Source organism: Psychrobacillus sp. NPDC093200 (assembly GCF_050280345.1).
Lineage (GTDB): Bacteria > Bacillota > Bacilli > Bacillales_A > Planococcaceae > Psychrobacillus > Psychrobacillus faecigallinarum.
Map to the genome: position 1 here is coordinate 1,326,596 of NZ_JBNNVC010000001.1, position 20,123 is coordinate 1,346,718.

Genomic DNA, 20,123 nt, shown 5'->3' on the forward strand with positions numbered 1-20,123 from the left:
GAATACCAGTACAAACCTAGAGGAGGGAACATTCAAGAAACCAATTATCGATTTAAATACATTTGCAAGTGGTGCACTAGCTGAAAAGGTAAATATCGAGTTGCAGATAGCTCTTGATAACATTGCTGACCCAAATACGGACCATAAGAAAGCTAGAAAGGTTACAGTTAGCTTAACACGTAAGGCAAATGAGAAGCGTAACCTAGCTGATGGAATGAGTAAAGTGATATGGCATGATGATGCTCAAATTGTAAAAATGAATGTTCGTAAATTTTACTCGGAGAATCCGAGGGCTGTAGTGAAGGTGGAATGGTAATTATCAACACTATTACCACAGCTGTGGATAATTTATTGAAAATTTAAAAAACGTGGTGTTATGAGATGGTGAATTAGGAATCTATTGCCTAAAAGTACTAAGCCAGTCAAATAATTGCTCATAGTTACTAGAGAATAATACATTCTCCTTGCTATTAGAATTTTGAAGATGATTTAAAATATCCCCTTCTTCTAATAAAAAAGCGATTGCAATAGTGTTGTCTAGTATATTATTAGAAAAAAATTTATCTTTCCATAATTTTTGAACAGAAAAATGTTCTGGAGTATAACCTTTACGATTAACGAACAACTTAAACTTTTTTTCCTGACTAATAAAGGGATAGCATGCTTTCTCGAATGAATTAAACCAAGTATCTACATCAGTAGTGGTTATGTAACCTGTCAAATTAGTAATAATAATATCTTCATAAAAAATGGATGTACTCAAATTTTTAATATTCAAGTGAAAATCAACTCCTTACCATTATTATAAAGTAATGTAGCGAAAAAAAAGAGCCATAGAGGCTCAGAAGCAAACTGATTAAGTAATGGATATTCTGTTCGATTTAATATTTACATCTCATAATCGCACTATACACCGCTTGAATCACTGACAACAGCCTTTATTACTTCAACTTTTTTATCAGCATGTGCAGGTGAGGAAACAACTAAAATAAGTGCAGAAGTTAACAATGCTGTAGTAATCCACTTTTTCATATTTTCACCTCCTTCAACACTAATAATTAAACTATATAATATTATAAATATTTTGAAAACACTGAATGAGTAATAGGTAAATAGGCTAGTTGATTAGAAAGTAAGTGACTTATAGGTCGCACTAGAAACATAATGAGCAACAACTCTATTTTCTTGCATCTTCATATCTAGCATCTTTATTTCTAAATAGAAGCCAAGTAAAAAAAATATTTAATGAAACCATGATGATGTCATGACCAAGTTGCCCACCGTCAATTGTATGTAAATTATTCATTATGGCAATTGGGATTACAAGCAATAATAAAATGGACAAAGCAATCCAATGTAAATTAATACATATTTTTCTAAACATATTTCCACTCCTTATAAGAACGCTTACCAATTTTAATTGAGTGTTAATAATATGTAAAGAATGTGTCATAGTTCGTAGATAGTACGTCGCAATATAAAAAGGATCTTCTAAAGAAGATCCTGAGACCAACTGGACAATAAAGCGGAGGTTAAAAACAGACACACACCCCAGCTGTTTTATAGCATATGAGTGGGGAAAATTATTGAATGGGTATTTGTCTAGAAAGGTGCAATGGTTTAGCACTTTATTTAAGTTTTTTTCAATTTGCAAGCATAGTGCTGTCATAACGAATAGTTATAAACCGTTATCTTTCAGGTTAACCGAAAGCGATCCATTAGTTTGTAATTGTGCAAAGTACACCTCTTCAATCAATTGAACCCCTTGTTTACGTAGCTTTTTCATTACCCATTCTTCGTCTAAATTTAATTCTTTTAAATTTTTAACTAGAAGTTTGCCATCTGATATGATTTCTGTTGGCATAAAGGTAGGTAAAGAAACATCTGCCTTCACATCTTGTTTTGTTGCGTTTTGTTCCGAAGGCTTTTTGAATACACTAAGCTCTCCATTTGTTTCTAATACCGCAAACAGAACGTCATCTATAGAGAAGATGGATTGTTCTCTTAATAACATCATAACTTCGTCCATGTTCATGCGTAAAGATTTCAAGGATTTTAAAGATATTTTTCCATCTTTAATAATAATAGTCGGTTCATCATCTAAAAGTAGACGTATTTTAGGAGAAAGCTGAGAAAGATAAGTCATAAGGATCGTGAGTACAGCCCACCATATTAATGAAATTATTCCGTCAAAATAGGGAGTCTCTTTTTGTGAAGCTATTTCTGAAGCAATTGACCCGATAGTTATACCAGTGATGTAATGAAAGAAAGTGAGCTGACTTATCTGCTTCTTACCTAATATGCGTGCTAAAAATAGCAAAATTAAAAATGAAGAGGTAGTTCTCCATATCATTTCCCAAAAATTTATATCATTCATTATGAACAGTGCTCCTTTAAAAATTACTTCTACATATTGTGACCGATTAGTATAGAACTATTCTCAATAATGGTATTTTAAAGGTTTAATTAAGTTATTTTATGTATACTACTTTATCCAGGATATTAAAAAAATAAAAAAGTAAGAGATAAATTTTTATCCCTTACTGCGCTCAATATTATTTAACTTTCTTGTTAATTCGTTAATTTGTTTTTGCATTTGCTCTAATTGAGCTGTTTGATTTGATTGCTCGGAAGAATTTTGAGCATTTGACTTTTCCAATTCTTGAAGAGCGATTCCTGCAGCTAAGGCTGTTATCCCATCACCTAATGTAGCAAGTGTGCCTCCAAAAAAAGCTAGTTTAGCCACTAAAATATCCGTAGATTCTTCACCTTGACCATTTTTAAAGTTATTATTATTTTTCATTAGCATACTTCCTTGTTTATATTATAAGCAACAACGCCTTAAAACATATTATTCACATAAATTGAATAAGTATGGGCGTTTTTCAAAAGAAACTTAATAAAAATAGGACCCATCAAAAAAAGGTCCTAAAAACAGCTGAGAATTACCCAGAAGGAGGGCAGAATTAAACACACAACTTAGTAGTACTTACAGTCTAAGTTAAGGGAAAATTATTGTATAGGGGGATATTAATTAAAATAGTATTCTTAAACAAATTTTATGAATAGTGACAAAATATTTTAGGACTGTATAAATCCTTTTATAAAGTTAAAAGTAAAAAAGATTATTGATTTGTATTAATAAGTCGATTGTGATGATTAATGAATAAAATGTTCACTTTTTTGGAGTATGCCATACCTCAATGTAATTAGTTCTCAGAATGACTTTCAAACTTTTATATTATCCGTTTTTTGTTTATAGCTTTCTTAAATAAGTAAAGAATATAAAGAAAAAATATACGGAAGGAGGGGATATAGTGAATCCAATAGAGGAACCGATGGATCTTCAAACATATAAAAATCTATTTAAGAAGAATGCAGATGTAATCTTTCAATTGTATACCTATGGAGAATTTAAAGTTCATTTTATAACTTGTGACTCTATAGTAAACATTCAGCTTTTGAATGAAGTGATTGTCCCCCGAGTTCAAGAGACATGCACTCAGATAGAGCAAACATCGGTTGAGGAAACTATACTAGAGAAACTTCATATCCCAGAACTAAAAATACTAAACACAAAAGAAGAAGTTATCACAAAGCTATTTAATGGTTATTTAATTTTATATTTTGAGGATGGAAATCATACTTTTTCAAGCAATATATCAAAGAAGCCCAATAGAAGTCCAGAAGAGTCCAAAATGGAAGTACTTATTAAGGGACCAAGAGATAACTTTATTGAGGATATATCGGTTAATATCGCCATAATAAGAAAAAGATTGCCTACCAATTCTTTAAGTGTTGAAAAAATGGAGATAGGGAAAAGGTCAAAGACAACGGTAGCCATCCTTTATATGGAGGACATTGCCAGTAAGGATATACTCCAGGATATTTTAAATCAAATAAAAAAAGTTGATATAGATATCGTATTTAGTGGAGAGTTGTTTATGGAAAGGGTGAACAAGCGATCACTTATTTTTCCGAAAAATGATTATACAGGAAGACCAGATTTTGCAGTACAAGCGTTGGTACGAGGAAGATTTCTTATACTAGTAGATGGGGTTTCGTATGTTGTGATTACCCCAGTGAATTTATTTTTGCTTTTAAAGGCCGGTGAGGATATAGAATATCCTGTTATATATAGCTCTGCAGAAAGGCTATTAAGAATAATTGGCCTTATGATAGGTGTGGCATTACCAGCTTTTTGGTTAGCGTTAACAACCTTTCATCAGGATCAGCTGCCCTTTCAATTATTGGCCACAGTTGTCCAAAATAATACTGGTCTCCCACTGCCTTCTGTGTTGGAGATGCTCATTATGTTAATCATGTTTGAACTTTTTAGAGAAGCAAGCCTTCGATTACCGAGTGTTATTGGAGGAACTATCAGCGTAATAGGAGGAATAATAGTCGGGGACGCGGCAATTCGGGCAGGGTTGACTAGTCCTGCAATGATTGTAATTATTGCTATATCAACTATTGCTACTTTTACTCTAGTCAATCAATCCCTTGTTACTTCTGTGAGTATTGTTCGAATCATTATGATTCTCATAACATCAATATTTGGCTTATTTGGGTTTTTTATCACCATATATCTATTACTTCTTTATTTATCAAATATGAGAATATTTGGGGTGTCTTACATGAACATTGCAACGGACCTTAGTTGGTCCACTATTAAAAAATCTTTGTTTAGGCCATCTGCTACCGAATATAAGGAACGTCCTCATTCACTTGATCCCCATGATTCCACACGAACTGGAGGAATAGAACCTGAAAAGAAATAACCAATTAGGCATAATCTGTGGAATATTATGCCTGAAGACCAAAAGTTTTATGATTGTATACAACATTTTATTAAGTAAAAAGTAAACAAAGGTTGGTGATTTTTTAAGAGATTGGATTGTGATGATTAATGAAAAAGGTATTCACTTTATTTATATGCTTGCTGTTTTTCGGGTTAATACTTGCACTTGAATCCGATATATGGGCTTCAGCTGAGAAGGACAGATTTTATTATGAGAAAACAGGGGAAATAATGTGGGAAATTGATACGGAAGAAAAAGTAGTGGCTCTTACGTTTGACGATGGACCTCATCCAAAATACACAGCGGAGATATTAGATATTTTAGCAAAACATAACGCGAAAGCAACCTTTTTTGTTATTGGTGAAAATGCTGAAAAAAACCCAGAGTTAATTTTACGACAATACAGCGAGGGACATGAAATAGCAAATCATACCTTTACTCATCCGCTAAAAACAACACTATCCAAATTAGAGATTGAGTTAAAACAAACAGATGATTTAATTTTTAGTATCACTGGGTATCATCCAGAACTTTTCCGACCCGTTGAAGGACAATATACCGACCAAATGATTCAAAGTGTTGTAAAAAAGGGTTATAGAGTGGTGATGTGGTCTTGGCATCAAGATACAGAGGATTGGAAAAGTCCGGGAGTTCATCGTATAGAAAAAACAGTATTAAAGGGAGTAGAGCCTGGAAACATAATTTTATTTCATGATGGTGGAGGCAATCGAAGTCAAACTGTTAAAGCTTTGGATAATATTGTTGAGAAACTTCAAGAACGAGGTTATGAATTTGTAACAGTGTCAGATTTGATTAAGATGAAAAATGTAGTTGAAAAATAGGTTATAAGAAGCAATATCTTAAACTTGTTAACTAGATAAATACTAGAGCCTAGATTTTATTGATCTCCTAGTTTCCGATAACTTCAGAAAAATTATAAATCTGGTATAAGATGTTGGGAAATAAATAAGACAGGTCAAAAATCCTGTCTTATTCTATCGACTATATTGCTGATTTTAGCAATAGTTACCGTGATGTCCGCGGTGATTTATAAAAGTCGCACCAATAATTATTAACAATATAAACAATACAATAAGTAATGCAAATCCTGCACCAGATGGTCTAACATATTCAGGACCACATCCAGTTGAATAACTCATTTTCTACACCTCCGCTAACTAAGATAGTTCATATTATGTACTTTAGTTATGGTTGATTGGTTCATTTGCTTATTTAGTTATTATTTTATTAATAACGCCTGAGTGATGAAGCAAAGGGAGGTGCAAGCATCTCTCAGGGAATTTGTAATGTCTACAGTTACAACATATTCAAGTAAATAATACCGAGATTGGGCTAAGCGATATAATTAGGGACCAATTATGAATTAGGTATAGACTATCTTTATAAATACTGTATTAAAATGAATGAAAATCCGTTTGAGGTATCAGTTGATGATCTGTCATTAGATATTAAGGAGTGAAAGTATGGAAATAATAAAAAATTACGTTGATCTGTGAAGAAATTAATTTACTTAAGTAGTTAATTTAAATGGAACTGTATTTAAATTATTTATAATGATTGTATTCAAATGAAGCATAAAAATCTTTAGTTAAATTCTAAACTAATGAAAATAATGTGACAAAGTCATGACAACAGATGCTAAATAGAATTATAATTGAAACAAAGAGACCACGTGTACGCTTGTGGTGATGTGATAGTAATACTAACTTAATATATTTATATAAGGCGCTCGCAGGTTGTGGGTGCTTTTTTCATGCCTAAAAATAAAGGAGTTTGTAGGTGATGTGACATGGTCAACTGGAATGAGATAAAACAAGAGTGGGAATCCACAAAAGTAACATTAGCTACATTAGCTGAAAAACATGATATCAAACTGGGTACATTAAAGAGCCGAAAGAAAATACGATTTAAAGTAGGTAATCATACGCCTTTAAAAAAGTCTCTTTCCAAGTGTTTTTTAACGTATCTTAAGTTAGACTTATATAACTAATTTGGTTCTCTGTTTTACTTTTTAGTCTAAGTTACCTAAAATGGAAATGTAAGTAATAATTATATGTAAATTGGTAAGGAGGTTCCGGTAAATGGAATTATGGAAGAGGATATTGTTTTTTATAACACCACTATTTTTTTTAGTTTCTTGTAGTAATGATGATCAAATTGTTGTTGAAAATAAAATATCACTTTTTCAAGAAAAGAACATATATGAAATTATGCAACCTGCAAAGTCTAACGTTTCAAGAGGATTGATACTGATTAATATAAACAATATATTAAATGTAACTGAAATTGAGCAAGGACTAATGGAATTATCAGTAAATCACTTTTCTACAAACAAGTTTTATATGCAGGAAGGTCAATATTTAGAAGAAAATATTATTAGTCAATGGTTAGATAGAAAATCAAAAGAAGGTTTTGGTTTAAACCCATCTATAAAAGATAGTACGGGAGATGTTGTAAAAGATCAAAAAAATAATCCTAGGATCTTATCTCATGTATTAGAACAAAATTTTATTAATAAAGAAAATGGAAAATTAGAGGGAATATCTTTAGCAATATCTTTAAATGAATTTTACGACTTTAGAGTAACTGATGATAATGGTTTAGTTCATACAGGTCAAGTTAAGGTCGATAGTAACGATGATAATGTAAATGATGTGGAAAATTATGCTAAGGAAATAGCCGAAGTTATAATTAAAGATATTAGAAACAATAATAAAATACCTAATGTCCCTATTTATTTAACTTTATACCAAGAATCAAATATAAATGGTATACTTCCAGGAATATTTTTAGCTGAAACATTTATTCCAGAAGGAGATAGAATAGATAAATGGACTGATATAGATATAAAAAATTATACTTTCCCTTCAGATTCATTATATAGTTTAGACAAAGGAACGTATGATAAATTATTAATTTTCAAAGAAGATATTCAGAAACTTTTTGGACATTTAAATCCTAAAATAAGTGGCAAACTTCGATATCAAAACGGCGAATTAATTGATTTAAAAATAGATGTTAGTGTGCCTTTAATAAATGATCCTGAATTAATTGGTCTTTTACAACTCACTGGTGATAAAATAAATACTGTTTTAGTTGATTATCTTCCAATACCTATTACTATTACTTTTACAGATCTAAAACAAAATGTTGGAATTATCATTTGGGATCCAATAAAAAAACAGCTTTATGCGAGACCAATATAATTTTAAAGAGGCAACTTAACTAGCTGATATTCAAGAAAAAGAGTGTTTTTTATAAACTATCCTATATGAGCAATGATCATAGCAATTTATATAATCACTTTAAATTTGTTTAAAATTATTCGATTCATCAAATGTTCAAAATGAACGATCGCCTGAGAATCCCATGTTAATTGGTGAAGCAGTATTACCAATAAATAATTTGATTGATCAATGGATAGAGTACTTACAAGATAAAGGGAAATTTTGTTAAAGAATATCCACACAATGAACCTTTGGAACATAATGCGCAAGTTCCTAGTCAAACTAATGGAAATTATAGTTAATATAATATTAATTATTCATAGTTTAAGGGGGTCTTATTTATAAGATTGTTAGTACTTTTATTTGGTTGTAATTCAAAAGAAGATGATAAATATGTTTATAGGACAGAAAAAACAGACAACCAAATTCAACGTTTAGATCAGGCAAATATTCTAACCCATATTTCCCCTTCTTTAATTTCGTGAAGTTTCACAGAACATACAACATGGAACACACTAGGAGACCTATTTGTACAAGCTTATGGTAATCCTATCCTATTAGTTGCTATGCTTTATGCAAGTTATAATTTATTGATTCAACAACTAAAGGTCATTCTGACTCTACACAGGCAATGAATTAAAGCAAACCAAAGGAGGGGGGTAAATGGTATATTTTTATTTTTGAAATCAGCACGACAATACTAAGTTCTTCATATTATTTAGGAAGATTTAGTTGCCACGAAACTCCAAAGCGGTCATTTAGCCAACCGAACTTTTTACTGAAACCATAATCACCTAAAGGCATGAGTGCTTGTCCACCTTCAATGAGTTTATCATAAATATTGTCAAGTTCCTCTTCAGTATCACAAGTCACAAAGATCGAGAATGAAGGAGTGAAAGAAAATTGATGCTTCACATTACTGTCAATACACATAAATTCTTGCCCTTTTAAAGTAAAAGTAGCTTGTATTACAGTTCCTTCTTTCCCAGATTCATTAGGTCCGTATCGAACAATGCTTGTAATTTGAGAATCCTCGATGAGGGATGTGTAATAATTCATTGCCTCTTCTGCATTGTCATCTTGAAACATTAAGAATGATGTTACCTTCTCCATTATAAATCTACTCCTTTCCATACCTATCACTTAAAGTATAAATCAATTCTTATAAAAAAATTCTTTCTTCAACTAAACTAATCATATTCTAACATATCCAATTGTAATTCTTTGTAGAATATTACATTTCAGTTATTCAAAATAAATTAATTCATTTTGCGATGCTTTGGGTAGTAGCATGTATATATTACAAGCATAGATATGAGCTTAATTAAAAGAAGGATTCTTATTGTCGATTAGAAGAGAATAAGATTGTTTGTATGGAGAATTGTTTCGGTGGCAGGAGTATAATATTTCAAGTTTCGACATATTTAATAGAAGAAAGACCACTTTTTTAAAAGTGGCCTAGTATGTCGATAAATATTTTCTAATACAGATTGTAACAGATTGAGAATTAATTTATAATACAGGTTAATTAGTAGTCACTTAGTGACCAAAATAGTGACCAACTAAAAAATAATAAAAAATTTTAAAGGTGTTCAAAAAAGTATTATTTACGTATGTTGAAATATACAGCTAGATATACCTAGTTAAACAAGAATAAAAAAATATTGAAGTTTAGACTTGCAAAACTCAGAAAACTGTTATACATTTTGCAACAGGTATTTGTTTTGCAGATTGAAGCGAGTTACCTTCTATAAGGAGGCACATCTATGTCGGATTATTTAGTAATAGTAGAATCGCCAGCGAAAGCAAAAACGATTGAGCGATATCTAGGGAAAAAATATAAAGTAAAAGCATCGATTGGACATGTAAGAGATTTACCTAGAAGTCAAATGGGTGTCGATGTGGAAAATAATTATGAGCCCAAATATATTACAATACGCGGTAAAGGTCCTGTCCTTCAGGATTTAAAAAATGCTGCCAAAAAAGCGAAGAAAGTTTATCTCGCTGCTGACCCCGACAGAGAAGGGGAAGCTATTGCTTGGCATTTAGCTAACTCTCTAAATGTGGATATAGATTCAGACTGTCGAGTTGTATTTAATGAAATAACAAAAGATGCTATACTAGAATCTTTCAAACATCCAAGACCACTTGATTTGGATTTGGTAGATGCACAGCAAGCAAGACGTGTTTTAGACCGTTTAGTTGGATACAATATAAGCCCTATTCTATGGAAGAAAGTAAAAAAGGGTCTTTCGGCGGGAAGAGTTCAATCAGTAGCTTTACGTCTAATAATTGATCGTGAACAAGAAATAGAACGATTTGTTCCTGAGGAATACTGGTCTATCGAAGCTGAATTTGAAAAGGGTAAAAAAACCTTTGAAGCGCTTTATTTCGGAAAAGAAAAAGAGAAAGCTAAGCTTACTAACGAAGATGAGGTTAAGGCAGTATTAAAACTCATGAAGGGCAAAAAGTTTGAAGTCACTAATGTGACGAAAAAAGAAAGAAAACGTAATCCAGCTCCATCATTTACAACTTCTTCCTTACAGCAGGAGGCAGCAAGAAAGTTAAACTTTAGAGCTAGAAAAACAATGATGCTTGCGCAACAACTATATGAAGGAATAGATCTTGGTAAAAAAGAAGGTACCGTCGGTCTAATAACTTATATGAGAACGGATTCTACTAGAATCTCAGATACAGCTAAGACAGACGCTGCTGAATTTATTAAAAATGAATATGGCTCAGAGTTTCTTTCGATTAAGAAAGCTGAAAAACAAGATAAGAAAGCACAGGATGCACATGAGGCTGTTCGACCTACAAGTGTATTAAGAACACCTGAGTCCTTAAAGGCTATATTATCACGCGATCTTTTCCGCTTATACAAACTGATTTGGGAAAGATTTATAGCAAGCCAAATGGCTCCAGCAACATTAGATACCGTTGCTGTGGACCTTAAAAATGGAGAAGTTATTTTTAGAGCAAATGGTTCCCAAGTGAAGTTTCCTGGTTTTATGAAGGTATATGTAGAAGGTTCGGATGACCAGACGGATGACAAAGATAAATTGTTACCTGTTATGGATGTTGGAGATAAAGTTAACGCTATAGAAATTGAGCCTAAGCAGCATTTTACTCAGCCTCCACCACGTTATTCCGAGGCAAGACTTGTTAAAACACTTGAAGAACTGGGCATAGGTAGACCATCTACATATGCTCCAACATTAGATACAATTCAAAAAAGAGGTTATGTGACTCTAGAAACAAAGAGATTTGTTCCTACTGAACTAGGAACAATCATCCATCAACTTGTATTAGAATTCTTCCCAAATATCGTAGATATAAAATTTACTGCCCAAATGGAAAAAGATTTGGATAGTATAGAAGAAGGGCAAGTGGAATGGAAAAAAATAATAGACGAATTCTATGTAGAATTTGAAAAACATTTGAAGCATGCTGAAGCTGAAATGGAAAAAATAGTGATTAAAGATGAGCCTACTGGTGAGGATTGTGAAGAATGCGGTTCTCCTATGGTTTACAAGCTTGGTCGTTATGGTAAATTCATGGCATGTAGTAATTTTCCAGATTGTAGAAATACAAAAGCTATCGTTAAAGAAATTGGAGTTAAGTGCCCAGCGTGTGAAGAAGGACAGATCGTTGAGCGAAAAAGTAAAACGAAACGCTTATTCTATGGCTGCGATCAATATCCTACGTGTGATTTCTTATCATGGGATAAGCCAATAAGTAGACAATGTCCAAAATGTAATGAGATGCTGGTAGAGAAGAAGTTGAAAAAAGGAATACAAATACAATGTGTTGCGTGTGATTATAAAGAAGATCCGCAAAGTTAGAAAGAAGGATACGACATGACTGAAATAGTAAACGTTATTGGTGCTGGCTTAGCAGGAAGCGAGGCGGCATGGCAAATAGCTAGTAGAGGTGTGAAGGTACGCCTCTATGAAATGCGACCTGTTAAACAGACACCGGCTCATCATACGGATAAATTTGCTGAATTGGTTTGTTCCAATTCATTAAGAGCAAATAATTTAACTAATGCTGTAGGCGTTATTAAAGAAGAAATGCGTATGCTCAACTCCCTCATCATATCATCGGCAGATAACAGCAGTGTGCCGGCTGGTGGCGCACTTGCGGTAGACAGACATGACTTTGCGGGAAGAGTAACTGATTCAATTAGAAACCATCCGTTAATAGAAATAATAAATGAAGAGGTAACTGAAATACCTGAAGGAATAACAGTTATAGCTACTGGTCCTTTGACATCTCCTGCACTAGCAGAAAAAGTGAGAGAAGTTACAGGACAAGATTATCTTTACTTTTATGATGCTGCTGCGCCAATCGTAGAAAAAGACAGTATTGACATGGATAAGGTATACTTAAAGTCTAGATACGACAAAGGAGAAGCAGCTTACCTAAACTGTCCGATGACTGAGGAGGAGTTTAACCGCTTCTACGACGCATTAATCGAGGCAGAGGTTGTTCCTTTAAAAGAATTTGAAAAAGAAATTTATTTTGAAGGTTGTATGCCAGTAGAGGTAATGGCGGCAAGAGGAAGAAAGACGCTGTTATTTGGGCCAATGAAGCCAGTTGGTCTGGAAGACCCTAAAACCGGTAAACGACCATATGCGGTAGTCCAGCTTAGACAGGACGATGCTGCAGGGACTCTATATAATATTGTAGGGTTTCAAACACATTTAAAATGGGGACCTCAAAAGGAAGTATTAAAGTTAATTCCTGGTCTTGAAAATGTAGAAATCGTTCGTTATGGCGTGATGCATCGAAATACGTTCATTAATTCGCCATATGTTTTAAAGCCGACATACCAACTAAAAGCCAAACAAAATGTGTTCTTTGCTGGACAAATGACTGGTGTTGAAGGCTATGTAGAGTCTGCAGGAAGTGGTTTATTAGCAGGCATAAACGCTGCGAAATTGGCAAAAGGTGAAGAATTAATTGTGTTCCCAGCCGAGACGGCTCTAGGCAGCATGGCGCGTTACATCACTGAGGCAAACCCGAAGAATTTCCAGCCGATGAATGTTAACTTTGGTTTGTTTCCTGAACTACAACCGAAAGTTAGAGACAAAAAAGTTAGAACTGAACAGCTTGCAAATAGAGCGTTGACAACAATTCAAAATTTTATGAAAAATACAGCGATATAATTGCTAAAAGCCTCTAAAAAGTTGTATACTTTTAGAGGCTTTTACAATGTATAAATTGGAGTGGTTAGTTGTGATTGGGAAAGATGAACTTCATTCTTTTATTGCACACATACAACTGGAAAAAAATTATTCTAATCTTACAGTCCGAGAGTATGAAAAAGATATTATTCAATTTTTAAAGTTTTTAGAAGCTGAGGGTGTTAAGGAATTAAATGACGTGGAATATATTCATGCACGATTGTATATTACTAAGCTATATGAAGAAAAATTAGCAAGGACGTCTATTTCTAGGAAAATTTCATCCATAAGATCATATTATAAATTTTTAAACAAGGAATATAGTATTCGAGACGACGCTTTCCAGTCATTGTATCATCCCAAAAAAGAAACAAGATTGCCACAGTTTTTCTATGAAGAAGAAATGGAAAAGTTATTTGAAGAAAATAAAGGGACGGATTTATTGTCTGTTCGAAATATTGCCATACTTGAATTATTATATGCAACTGGAATGCGTGTGAGCGAACTTATTTCGATTGAAAACAGTCATATAGATAGTAGCTATGGAGTAGTCCGAGTAATGGGTAAGGGAAGGAAAGAAAGATACATGCCTGTTGGAGATTATGCACTTGCTGCGGTAGAAGAATATATGCAAAATAGTCGACCAAAATTGATGAAAAAAACTACTCATCCATACTTATTTGTAAATAGTCGAGGTGAGCATCTTACCACAGATGGTGTACGTTACATTCTTAATAGCATGATTAAAAAAGCTTCTCTGCATACGAAAATATATCCTCATATGCTACGCCATACATTTGCTACTCATCTGCTTAATAATGGAGCAGATTTAAGGAGTGTCCAAGAATTGTTGGGACACACTCATCTTTCCTCGACTCAAGTTTATACACACGTTACGAAAGAGCATCTAAGAAAAACATATATGAATGCCCATCCAAGGGCGTAATTATAGGAGGTCATACAAATGAGTTCAATTCATGCAACTACTATATTTGCGGTAAGTCATAATGGAAGTTGTGCAATGGCAGGCGATGGTCAAGTTACTTTAGGAAATCAAGTGGTAATGAAGCATACTGCTAAAAAAGTTAGAAGACTGTTTAACGGTCAAGTCATAGCAGGTTTTGCGGGATCTGTCGCAGATGCATTTACGCTTTTTGAAATGTTTGAAGGTAAACTGCTAGAGTATAACGGCAATCTTCAAAGAGCAGCGGTTGAGCTAGCTAAACAGTGGCGTGGTGATAAAATGCTCCGTCAGTTAGAAGCAATGCTATTAGTGATGGACAAAAACAATTTATTACTTGTATCAGGTACAGGAGAGGTTATTGAACCTGATGACGGAATATTAGCCATTGGTTCCGGTGGTAATTATGCACTGGCAGCAGGTAGAGCGTTGAAGCAATTTGCGGGTGATAAATTAACTGCAAAGGAAATAGCAAAGGCCTCTTTAACAACGGCGGCAGACATTTGTGTTTTTACAAACCATCAAATAGTTGTGGAGGTATTAGGTGAACATGAAGGAAACTAACTTAACCCCTAAACAAATAACTGAGCACTTAAATAAGTATATTGTAGGCCAGGAAACGGCTAAAAAAGCAGTGGCAGTTGCTTTACGAAATCGTTATAGAAGACAACTGCTAGACGAGGAATTAAGAGCAGAAGTAATTCCTAAAAATATTTTAATGATTGGTCCTACAGGAGTAGGGAAAACAGAAATAGCTAGAAGAATTGCAAAGCTGACTAAAGCTCCTTTTGTGAAGGTTGAAGCGACCAAATTCACGGAAGTAGGGTATGTAGGTAGAGATGTAGAGTCTATGGTTAGAGATCTAGTAGAGGCTGCTATACGTATCGTTAGGGAAGAAAAAATGGAAGAGGTAAAGGATCAGGCAGTTCGATTGGCCAATGATGCCATTGTAAAGCTTCTTGTACCTTCCTTAAAGAAGAAGAATGCTACGCAAAATCCATTTGAGGCTCTGTTCGGTGGAAAGCCTGAAGATGATTCATCTGACAATGATGATACAGAAGTACGTATAAAACGATCCCAAATTGCCGAAGACTTAAGAGATGGCAAGCTGGAAGATGAAATGGTAACAGTTGAAGTGACAGAACAAGCTCCTTCCATATTTGATGCATTGCAAGGCGGCGGTATGGAAAGTATGGGAATGAATATGCAAGATGCTTTTTCTAACTTAATGCCAAAGAAAAAGAAAAAAAGAAAAATGAAAGTAAAAGATGCGAGAAAAGTATTAATTCAAGAAGAAGCGGGTAAATTAATAGATAACGATGAGTTGTCACAAATTGCCATTGAAAAGACTGAACAAACGGGTATTATTTTTATAGACGAGATGGATAAAATCGCTAGCAAAAGTGGTGGAAGCTCTTCTGTTGACGTCTCTCGCGAAGGTGTCCAAAGAGATATTTTACCAATTGTAGAAGGTTCGACGGTGACGACAAAATATGGAGCAGTTAGAACGGACTATATATTATTTATAGCTGCAGGAGCTTTCCATATGTCTAAGCCTTCTGATTTAATTCCAGAGCTTCAAGGACGCTTTCCTATTCGTGTAGAGCTTGAAAAGCTTTCGAAGGAAGACTTTGTCCGAATTCTAAAGGAACCTCATCAATCGCTTATAAAGCAATATGAAGCACTGCTACAAACGGAGGAAGTGAGTATTACTTTTTCTGATGAAGCGATTGAAAGAATCGGAGATATAGCATATCAGGTAAACCAAGAAACAGATAACATTGGGGCAAGACGTCTTCATACGATTCTAGAGAAAATATTAGAAGACCTTTCTTACGAGGCTTCGGAGATTTCTCCGGCACAAATTCAAATTACTCCTGCTTATATTGACTCTAAACTTGACAATATTGTGAAAAACAAAGATTTATCACAATTTATATTATAAAATCCGATTCTTATTACTTTCAAAAACAATTAAAAACCTTTAGAATATTAAAATAAATATGAAAACTACAATGGAGGATTTATTCAATGAACTTATTAGACAAAACACGCAAAATTAACTCGATGTTACAAGCATCTGCTGGGAAACCAGTTAACTTTAAAGAGATGGCTGCAACATTAAGTGAAGTTATAGAATGTAATGCATTTATCGTTAGTAGAAAAGGAAAATTACTAGGGCATGAAGTACATCAACAAATCGAAAATGACCGTATTATTAAAATGATGGAAGAGCGTCAATTCCCAGAGGATTACACAAAAAACCTTTTCCATGTTAATGAAACATCTTCTAACCTAGATGTGTACAGCGAACATTCTGTATTCCCAGTTGAAAATAGAGAATTATTTAAAGATGGCTTAACTACTATTGTTCCGATTATCGGTGGTGGTGAGCGTCTTGGTACTTTAATACTTGGACGTTTGAAAAACGAATTCCAAAATGATGATTTAATCCTTGGTGAATACGGTGCTACTGTTGTTGGTATGGAAATCTTACGTGAAAAATCAGAAGAAATTGAAGAGGAAGCAAGAAGCAAGGCTGTCGTTCAAATGGCTATCAACTCATTGTCTTACAGTGAATTAGAAGCTATTGAGCATATCTTTGAAGAGCTAGACGGTAACGAAGGCTTATTAGTAGCTTCTAAAATCGCTGACCGTGTAGGAATCACTCGTTCAGTAATCGTAAATGCACTACGCAAATTAGAAAGTGCAGGAGTTATTGAGTCAAGATCATTAGGTATGAAAGGAACTTATATTAAAGTTCTAAATGATAAATTCTTAGCTGAACTTGCTCAGCTTAAAATGCGATAATTTACTAAAAAATGGAGCCAATTCTAGATAATTCTAGAATTGGCTCTTTTTATTTATTGAAAAGTAGAGTAGAATTTGTAATTGCATGCTAAAATTCGTCAAGGTTCCCCAAATGTGACAAATATTTTGACGAACAATAAGAAAAAAAGGAAAAAAGACCTACAAAAATGCAAAAAATAGAATAGACACTGTGCATCTAATTCTTTACAATTAAATTATTGTGATTTTAACAGATTATTACTAAAATTAGGACGTTAGAAAAATAGGGGTGAGTAATTTATGGGTATTTTTAGTGGTACAATTGAGAATTTAGAACGAGGTTTAAATTTCTCAGCTATGAAACAAAAGACTATTGCGCAAAATATAGCGAATGTTGACACGCCGAATTACAAGGCAAAAAGCGTAAGTTTCAATGATTATTTAGATAATGCTAAGAAAACATCAATTTCTGCTTATCGAACAGAAGAGAAACATATTAACTTTCAAGCTAGTTCTAGTTCTTCCGCAGTATTCGATTATTCCAATCTAAGATATAGCAACAATGGCAATGGAGTAGATATGGATAAGGAGCAGGCTAACCTAGCGACCAATCAACTCTATTACAATGCTTTAGTTGATCGTATGAGCGGAAAGCTGAACACCTTACAAACGGTGATTAAAGGAGGCAGTTGATAATGTCAATATTTCACGGGATGAATACTACAGCATCAGCTCTTACTGCTCAGCGTTTACGTATGGATGTTATCTCATCTAATATGGCTAATGCAGAAACAACTCGAGCGAAAATGGTTGATGGTGAGTGGCAAGCATATAGACGGAAAACAGTAACATTGCAACCAAATGAAGGTTCATTTTCAAGTTTTTTAAATGTAGCAAGAGGCACATCAAATAAAAATGGTGTTGGTAATGGAGTAAAGGTATCTCAAGTAAAAGAGGATACTGAAACACCATTTAAGCTCGTATATGATCCAAGTCATATGGACGCAAACGAAGAAGGTTATGTTGAAATGCCTAATGTAGATCCTTTAAGAGAAATGGTTGACCTAATTTCAGCTACTCGTTCTTATGAGGCAAACGTCACTGTGTTTAACGCGAATAAAGCAATGCTTTCAAAGGCTCTTGAAATCGGAAAATAGGAAAGAAGGTTTAACTCTTTATGGCTATTGAATCAGTATCAATGTTTAATGTTGCTCAGGTAAATGCACCCATGGCGACTAATAAGGTAAGTCCGTCGCAGGCACAAGAAAACTTTGGAGATTTTCTGCAAAGTGCTATTAACTCGGTGAATGAGACTCAAAAAGCTTCAGATGTAGCAACAAATAAGCTTATCAATGGTGGAGATATAGAGCTTCATGAAGTGATGATTGCCTCTCAAAAATCAAGTATTGCTTTAAATGCTACATTAGAAATTCGAAACAAAGTCGTGGAGGCTTATCAAGAAATCATGCGTATGCAAGTTTAGTCCTCGGTTAAAGTTAATATATCGAGCTAAAATATTCACCATAACCGGAGGATAAAAATGAATGAACGTATAAAGAAAATAAAAAATGATATAACAACCTTTTGGAAAAGTCGTTCTAAAGGCCAAAAAGGAACTATGATAGGTGGTCTTTTAGGAGTAATCGCTCTTGCGGCTATACTAACTTTTTTCCTGACAAAAACTGAAATGGTTCCTCTATATTCAGAAGTAACCCCTTCGGAAGTAGGGCGCATTAAAGAAAATTTAGATTCAAAAGGCATACCAAATGAAATTGCAACTGGAGGGACTTCTATATTAGTTCCTAAGGAACAGAAGGATACACTGCTAGTGCAAATGGCGGCCGAAGGATTTCCTCAATCGGGAATGATAGATTATAGCTTTTTCTCTCAAAATGCAGGTTTTGGGATGACAGATAACGAGTTTAATGTACTTAAGCTTGCCACTACGCAAACAGAGCTAGCGAATTTGATTGGAAGTGTAGAAGGGGTTAAAGAAGCTAAGGTAATGATTACATTGCCTGAAGAAGGGGTATTTTTATCTCAAAGCAATGAATCCGCTAGTGCATCTATAGTACTTAACACAGAACCAGGTTATCAATTTTCAGAAACTCAAATAGCGTCCTTATATAATTTAGTATCTAAATCTATACCTAATTTATCTACTGAAGATATCGTTATTAGAAATCAATTCCTAGAATACTTTGATTTGGAGAAAGCAAACGGTTCTGGCGGGACAAATGTTACAGATCAAATGACATTAAAGAAAACCATTGAGCGCGACCTACAACGCCAAGTACAAACAATGCTAGGTACTTTGATGGGGCACAATAAAGTTGTTGTATCTGTAACTACAGATATAGACTTTAAACAAGAAAACCGAGAAGAAAATCTAGTGGAACCTGTTGATGTCGAAAATATGGCGGGTATCGAAATTAGTGCTCAACGAATCTCTGAAACTTTTACTGGTAATAGTCCATTAACGGGCGGTACTCCTCAATCAGAAGACGCTACTGATAATTTTACTAATTACGTAGAAGGTTCTACAGCAGATGGTGACTATGAGAGAACAGAAGATACGATTAACAATGAAGTAAATCGTATTAGAAAAGAAATTGTCGAAAGCCCATATAAAATAAGAGATATAGGCATTCAAGTGATGGTGGAACCTCCTCAAGCTGACGATGTTACTTCTTTACCAGCTGATGTCCAAGGAGATATAGAACAGATTCTTGCAACGATTGTTCGCACATCTATTGATAAAGATGCTGGCGAACTAACAGAGGAACAGATTGAAGAAAAAGTTGTTGTCTCTGTTCAAGAGCTTAAAGGTAAAAATGAACTTGCTGATGTCGCTTCCTCAACAATTCCTTGGTGGATTTATGTGATAGGTGGGGTTTTATTAGTAGCAATTATTCTCCTTGTTGTATCCTTGTTACGATCTAGAAGAAGTGAGGAAGAGGAAGAACTAATTATTCTTGAAGAAACAAGAGAAATACCAGAAGTTGATGATATTAATAATGAAAAAGAAACAGAATCTACTTTAAGACGTAAGCAACTAGAAAAAATGGCAAAAGATAAGCCTGAAGACTTTGCTAAATTGTTACGTACTTGGATAGCAGAGGATTAAGGGGGGACG

22 protein-coding genes are annotated in these 20,123 nt (G+C 34.0%); 15 read left to right on the top strand and 7 right to left on the bottom strand.

Annotated elements, in window-relative coordinates:
- Positions 1-100 precede the first annotated feature (100 nt).
- Positions 101-316, top strand: coding sequence for a RusA family crossover junction endodeoxyribonuclease (locus ACQKNZ_RS06425; protein WP_195762016.1), 216 nt, complete (start codon positions 101-103; stop codon positions 314-316).
- Positions 317-397: 81 nt separating this feature from the next.
- Here ACQKNZ_RS06425 and ACQKNZ_RS06430 read toward each other — a convergent pair whose 3' ends face one another.
- From ACQKNZ_RS06430 to ACQKNZ_RS06450, 5 genes are all read right to left on the bottom strand, one after another.
- The gene (locus ACQKNZ_RS06430) at positions 398-778 is read right to left on the bottom strand and encodes an STAS/SEC14 domain-containing protein (RefSeq protein ID WP_154311138.1); all 381 of its coding nucleotides are present in this window, start codon (positions 776-778) and stop codon (positions 398-400) included.
- A 128-nt stretch (positions 779-906) separates the two neighbouring features.
- Positions 907-1,032: a hypothetical protein gene (locus ACQKNZ_RS06435; protein WP_340862882.1), complete on the bottom strand. Its 126-nt coding sequence runs from the start codon at positions 1,030-1,032 to the stop codon at positions 907-909.
- Between the two features lie 145 nt (positions 1,033-1,177).
- Positions 1,178-1,384 carry a hypothetical protein gene (locus tag ACQKNZ_RS06440; RefSeq protein ID WP_154311137.1) on the bottom strand — a complete coding sequence of 69 codons (207 nt, stop codon included), beginning with the start codon at positions 1,382-1,384 and terminating at the stop codon, positions 1,178-1,180.
- Positions 1,385-1,678: 294 nt separating this feature from the next.
- Positions 1,679-2,377, bottom strand: coding sequence for a YetF domain-containing protein (locus ACQKNZ_RS06445; protein ID WP_229654110.1), 699 nt, complete (start codon positions 2,375-2,377; stop codon positions 1,679-1,681).
- Between the two features lie 156 nt (positions 2,378-2,533).
- The gene (locus tag ACQKNZ_RS06450) at positions 2,534-2,803 is read right to left on the bottom strand and encodes a translation initiation factor 2 (protein WP_154311136.1); all 270 of its coding nucleotides are present in this window, start codon (positions 2,801-2,803) and stop codon (positions 2,534-2,536) included.
- Between the two features lie 535 nt (positions 2,804-3,338).
- On the opposite strand from ACQKNZ_RS06450, the gene ACQKNZ_RS06455 reads away from it, so the two are divergent.
- Positions 3,339-4,781: a spore germination protein gene (locus ACQKNZ_RS06455; RefSeq protein WP_427658925.1), complete on the top strand. Its 1,443-nt coding sequence runs from the start codon at positions 3,339-3,341 to the stop codon at positions 4,779-4,781.
- Positions 4,782-4,909: 128 nt separating this feature from the next.
- The gene (locus ACQKNZ_RS06460; RefSeq protein WP_154311135.1) at positions 4,910-5,644 is read left to right on the top strand and encodes a polysaccharide deacetylase family protein; all 735 of its coding nucleotides are present in this window, start codon (positions 4,910-4,912) and stop codon (positions 5,642-5,644) included.
- 174 nt (positions 5,645-5,818) lie between these two features.
- Here ACQKNZ_RS06460 and ACQKNZ_RS06465 read toward each other — a convergent pair whose 3' ends face one another.
- On the bottom strand, positions 5,819-5,962 hold the full coding sequence (locus ACQKNZ_RS06465) for a YjcZ family sporulation protein (RefSeq protein WP_154311134.1): 144 nt from the start codon (positions 5,960-5,962) through the stop codon (positions 5,819-5,821).
- Between the two features lie 650 nt (positions 5,963-6,612).
- Between ACQKNZ_RS06465 and ACQKNZ_RS06470 the strand changes: the two genes are divergently transcribed.
- The gene (locus ACQKNZ_RS06470; protein WP_340862884.1) at positions 6,613-6,813 is read left to right on the top strand and encodes a hypothetical protein; all 201 of its coding nucleotides are present in this window, start codon (positions 6,613-6,615) and stop codon (positions 6,811-6,813) included.
- A gap of 91 nt (positions 6,814-6,904) precedes the next feature.
- Positions 6,905-8,029: a CamS family sex pheromone protein gene (locus tag ACQKNZ_RS06475; protein ID WP_427658654.1), complete on the top strand. Its 1,125-nt coding sequence runs from the start codon at positions 6,905-6,907 to the stop codon at positions 8,027-8,029.
- Positions 8,030-8,764: 735 nt separating this feature from the next.
- Here the strand turns inward: ACQKNZ_RS06475 and ACQKNZ_RS06480 are convergent.
- Positions 8,765-9,163: a VOC family protein gene (locus ACQKNZ_RS06480; protein ID WP_340862886.1), complete on the bottom strand. Its 399-nt coding sequence runs from the start codon at positions 9,161-9,163 to the stop codon at positions 8,765-8,767.
- Between the two features lie 653 nt (positions 9,164-9,816).
- Here ACQKNZ_RS06480 and topA point away from each other — a divergent pair.
- The 10 genes from topA to fliF all read left to right on the top strand — a co-directional run bounded on the left by topA (position 9,817) and on the right by fliF (position 20,114).
- On the top strand, positions 9,817-11,892 hold the full coding sequence (topA, locus tag ACQKNZ_RS06485; protein ID WP_154311130.1) for a type I DNA topoisomerase: 2,076 nt from the start codon (positions 9,817-9,819) through the stop codon (positions 11,890-11,892).
- Between the two features lie 15 nt (positions 11,893-11,907).
- Positions 11,908-13,218: an FADH(2)-oxidizing methylenetetrahydrofolate--tRNA-(uracil(54)-C(5))-methyltransferase TrmFO gene (trmFO, locus tag ACQKNZ_RS06490; protein WP_154311129.1), complete on the top strand. Its 1,311-nt coding sequence runs from the start codon at positions 11,908-11,910 to the stop codon at positions 13,216-13,218.
- Positions 13,219-13,264: 46 nt separating this feature from the next.
- Positions 13,265-14,182: a tyrosine recombinase XerC gene (xerC, locus tag ACQKNZ_RS06495; protein WP_427658657.1), complete on the top strand. Its 918-nt coding sequence runs from the start codon at positions 13,265-13,267 to the stop codon at positions 14,180-14,182.
- A gap of 18 nt (positions 14,183-14,200) precedes the next feature.
- The gene (gene hslV, locus ACQKNZ_RS06500) at positions 14,201-14,761 is read left to right on the top strand and encodes an ATP-dependent protease subunit HslV (RefSeq protein WP_144538044.1); all 561 of its coding nucleotides are present in this window, start codon (positions 14,201-14,203) and stop codon (positions 14,759-14,761) included.
- Positions 14,748-16,142, top strand: coding sequence for an ATP-dependent protease ATPase subunit HslU (hslU, locus tag ACQKNZ_RS06505; protein WP_154312326.1), 1,395 nt, complete (start codon positions 14,748-14,750; stop codon positions 16,140-16,142). Before hslV ends, hslU begins: the two co-directional genes overlap by 14 nt.
- 86 nt (positions 16,143-16,228) lie before the next feature.
- Entirely contained in the window at positions 16,229-17,008 is a 780-nt protein-coding gene (gene codY / locus ACQKNZ_RS06510) for a GTP-sensing pleiotropic transcriptional regulator CodY (protein WP_144538045.1), read from the top strand.
- Between the two features lie 279 nt (positions 17,009-17,287).
- Entirely contained in the window at positions 17,288-17,680 is a 393-nt protein-coding gene (flgB, locus tag ACQKNZ_RS06515; RefSeq protein WP_154311127.1) for a flagellar basal body rod protein FlgB, read from the top strand.
- Positions 17,681-17,682: 2 nt separating this feature from the next.
- Positions 17,683-18,144 (top strand): flagellar basal body rod protein FlgC, encoded by a 462-nt coding sequence (gene flgC, locus ACQKNZ_RS06520; RefSeq protein ID WP_340862887.1) that lies wholly within the window; start codon positions 17,683-17,685, stop codon positions 18,142-18,144.
- A 20-nt stretch (positions 18,145-18,164) separates the two neighbouring features.
- Positions 18,165-18,470, top strand: a complete 306-nt coding sequence (gene fliE, locus ACQKNZ_RS06525) for a flagellar hook-basal body complex protein FliE (protein ID WP_154311125.1) — start codon at positions 18,165-18,167, stop codon at positions 18,468-18,470.
- Positions 18,471-18,527: 57 nt separating this feature from the next.
- Complete coding sequence (fliF, locus tag ACQKNZ_RS06530; RefSeq protein ID WP_340862888.1) at positions 18,528-20,114, top strand: flagellar basal-body MS-ring/collar protein FliF; 1,587 nt, start codon at positions 18,528-18,530, stop codon at positions 20,112-20,114.
- Positions 20,115-20,123 lie beyond the last annotated feature (9 nt).

Bases quoted from the DNA above. Each gene is read 5' to 3' on its own strand.
- fliF (WP_340862888.1), top strand. From the start codon at position 18,528: ATGAATGAACGTATAAAGAAAATAAAAAATGATATAACAACCTTTTGG.
- hslU (WP_154312326.1), top strand. From the start codon at position 14,748: ATGAAGGAAACTAACTTAACCCCTAAACAAATAACTGAGCACTTAAAT.
- ACQKNZ_RS06455 (WP_427658925.1), top strand. From the start codon at position 3,339: ATGGATCTTCAAACATATAAAAATCTATTTAAGAAGAATGCAGATGTA.
- ACQKNZ_RS06435 (WP_340862882.1), bottom strand. From the start codon at position 1,032: ATGAAAAAGTGGATTACTACAGCATTGTTAACTTCTGCACTTATTTTA.
- trmFO (WP_154311129.1), top strand. From the start codon at position 11,908: ATGACTGAAATAGTAAACGTTATTGGTGCTGGCTTAGCAGGAAGCGAG.
- ACQKNZ_RS06460 (WP_154311135.1), top strand. From the start codon at position 4,910: ATGAAAAAGGTATTCACTTTATTTATATGCTTGCTGTTTTTCGGGTTA.
- ACQKNZ_RS06445 (WP_229654110.1), bottom strand. From the start codon at position 2,377: ATGAATGATATAAATTTTTGGGAAATGATATGGAGAACTACCTCTTCA.
- ACQKNZ_RS06480 (WP_340862886.1), bottom strand. From the start codon at position 9,163: ATGGAGAAGGTAACATCATTCTTAATGTTTCAAGATGACAATGCAGAA.
- ACQKNZ_RS06465 (WP_154311134.1), bottom strand. From the start codon at position 5,962: ATGAGTTATTCAACTGGATGTGGTCCTGAATATGTTAGACCATCTGGT.
- ACQKNZ_RS06440 (WP_154311137.1), bottom strand. From the start codon at position 1,384: ATGTTTAGAAAAATATGTATTAATTTACATTGGATTGCTTTGTCCATT.
- flgC (WP_340862887.1), top strand. From the start codon at position 17,683: ATGTCAATATTTCACGGGATGAATACTACAGCATCAGCTCTTACTGCT.
- xerC (WP_427658657.1), top strand. From the start codon at position 13,265: ATGTATAAATTGGAGTGGTTAGTTGTGATTGGGAAAGATGAACTTCAT.
- flgB (WP_154311127.1), top strand. From the start codon at position 17,288: ATGGGTATTTTTAGTGGTACAATTGAGAATTTAGAACGAGGTTTAAAT.
- codY (WP_144538045.1), top strand. From the start codon at position 16,229: ATGAACTTATTAGACAAAACACGCAAAATTAACTCGATGTTACAAGCA.
- topA (WP_154311130.1), top strand. From the start codon at position 9,817: ATGTCGGATTATTTAGTAATAGTAGAATCGCCAGCGAAAGCAAAAACG.
- hslV (WP_144538044.1), top strand. From the start codon at position 14,201: ATGAGTTCAATTCATGCAACTACTATATTTGCGGTAAGTCATAATGGA.
- fliE (WP_154311125.1), top strand. From the start codon at position 18,165: ATGGCTATTGAATCAGTATCAATGTTTAATGTTGCTCAGGTAAATGCA.
- ACQKNZ_RS06475 (WP_427658654.1), top strand. From the start codon at position 6,905: ATGGAATTATGGAAGAGGATATTGTTTTTTATAACACCACTATTTTTT.
- ACQKNZ_RS06470 (WP_340862884.1), top strand. From the start codon at position 6,613: ATGGTCAACTGGAATGAGATAAAACAAGAGTGGGAATCCACAAAAGTA.
- ACQKNZ_RS06450 (WP_154311136.1), bottom strand. From the start codon at position 2,803: ATGAAAAATAATAATAACTTTAAAAATGGTCAAGGTGAAGAATCTACG.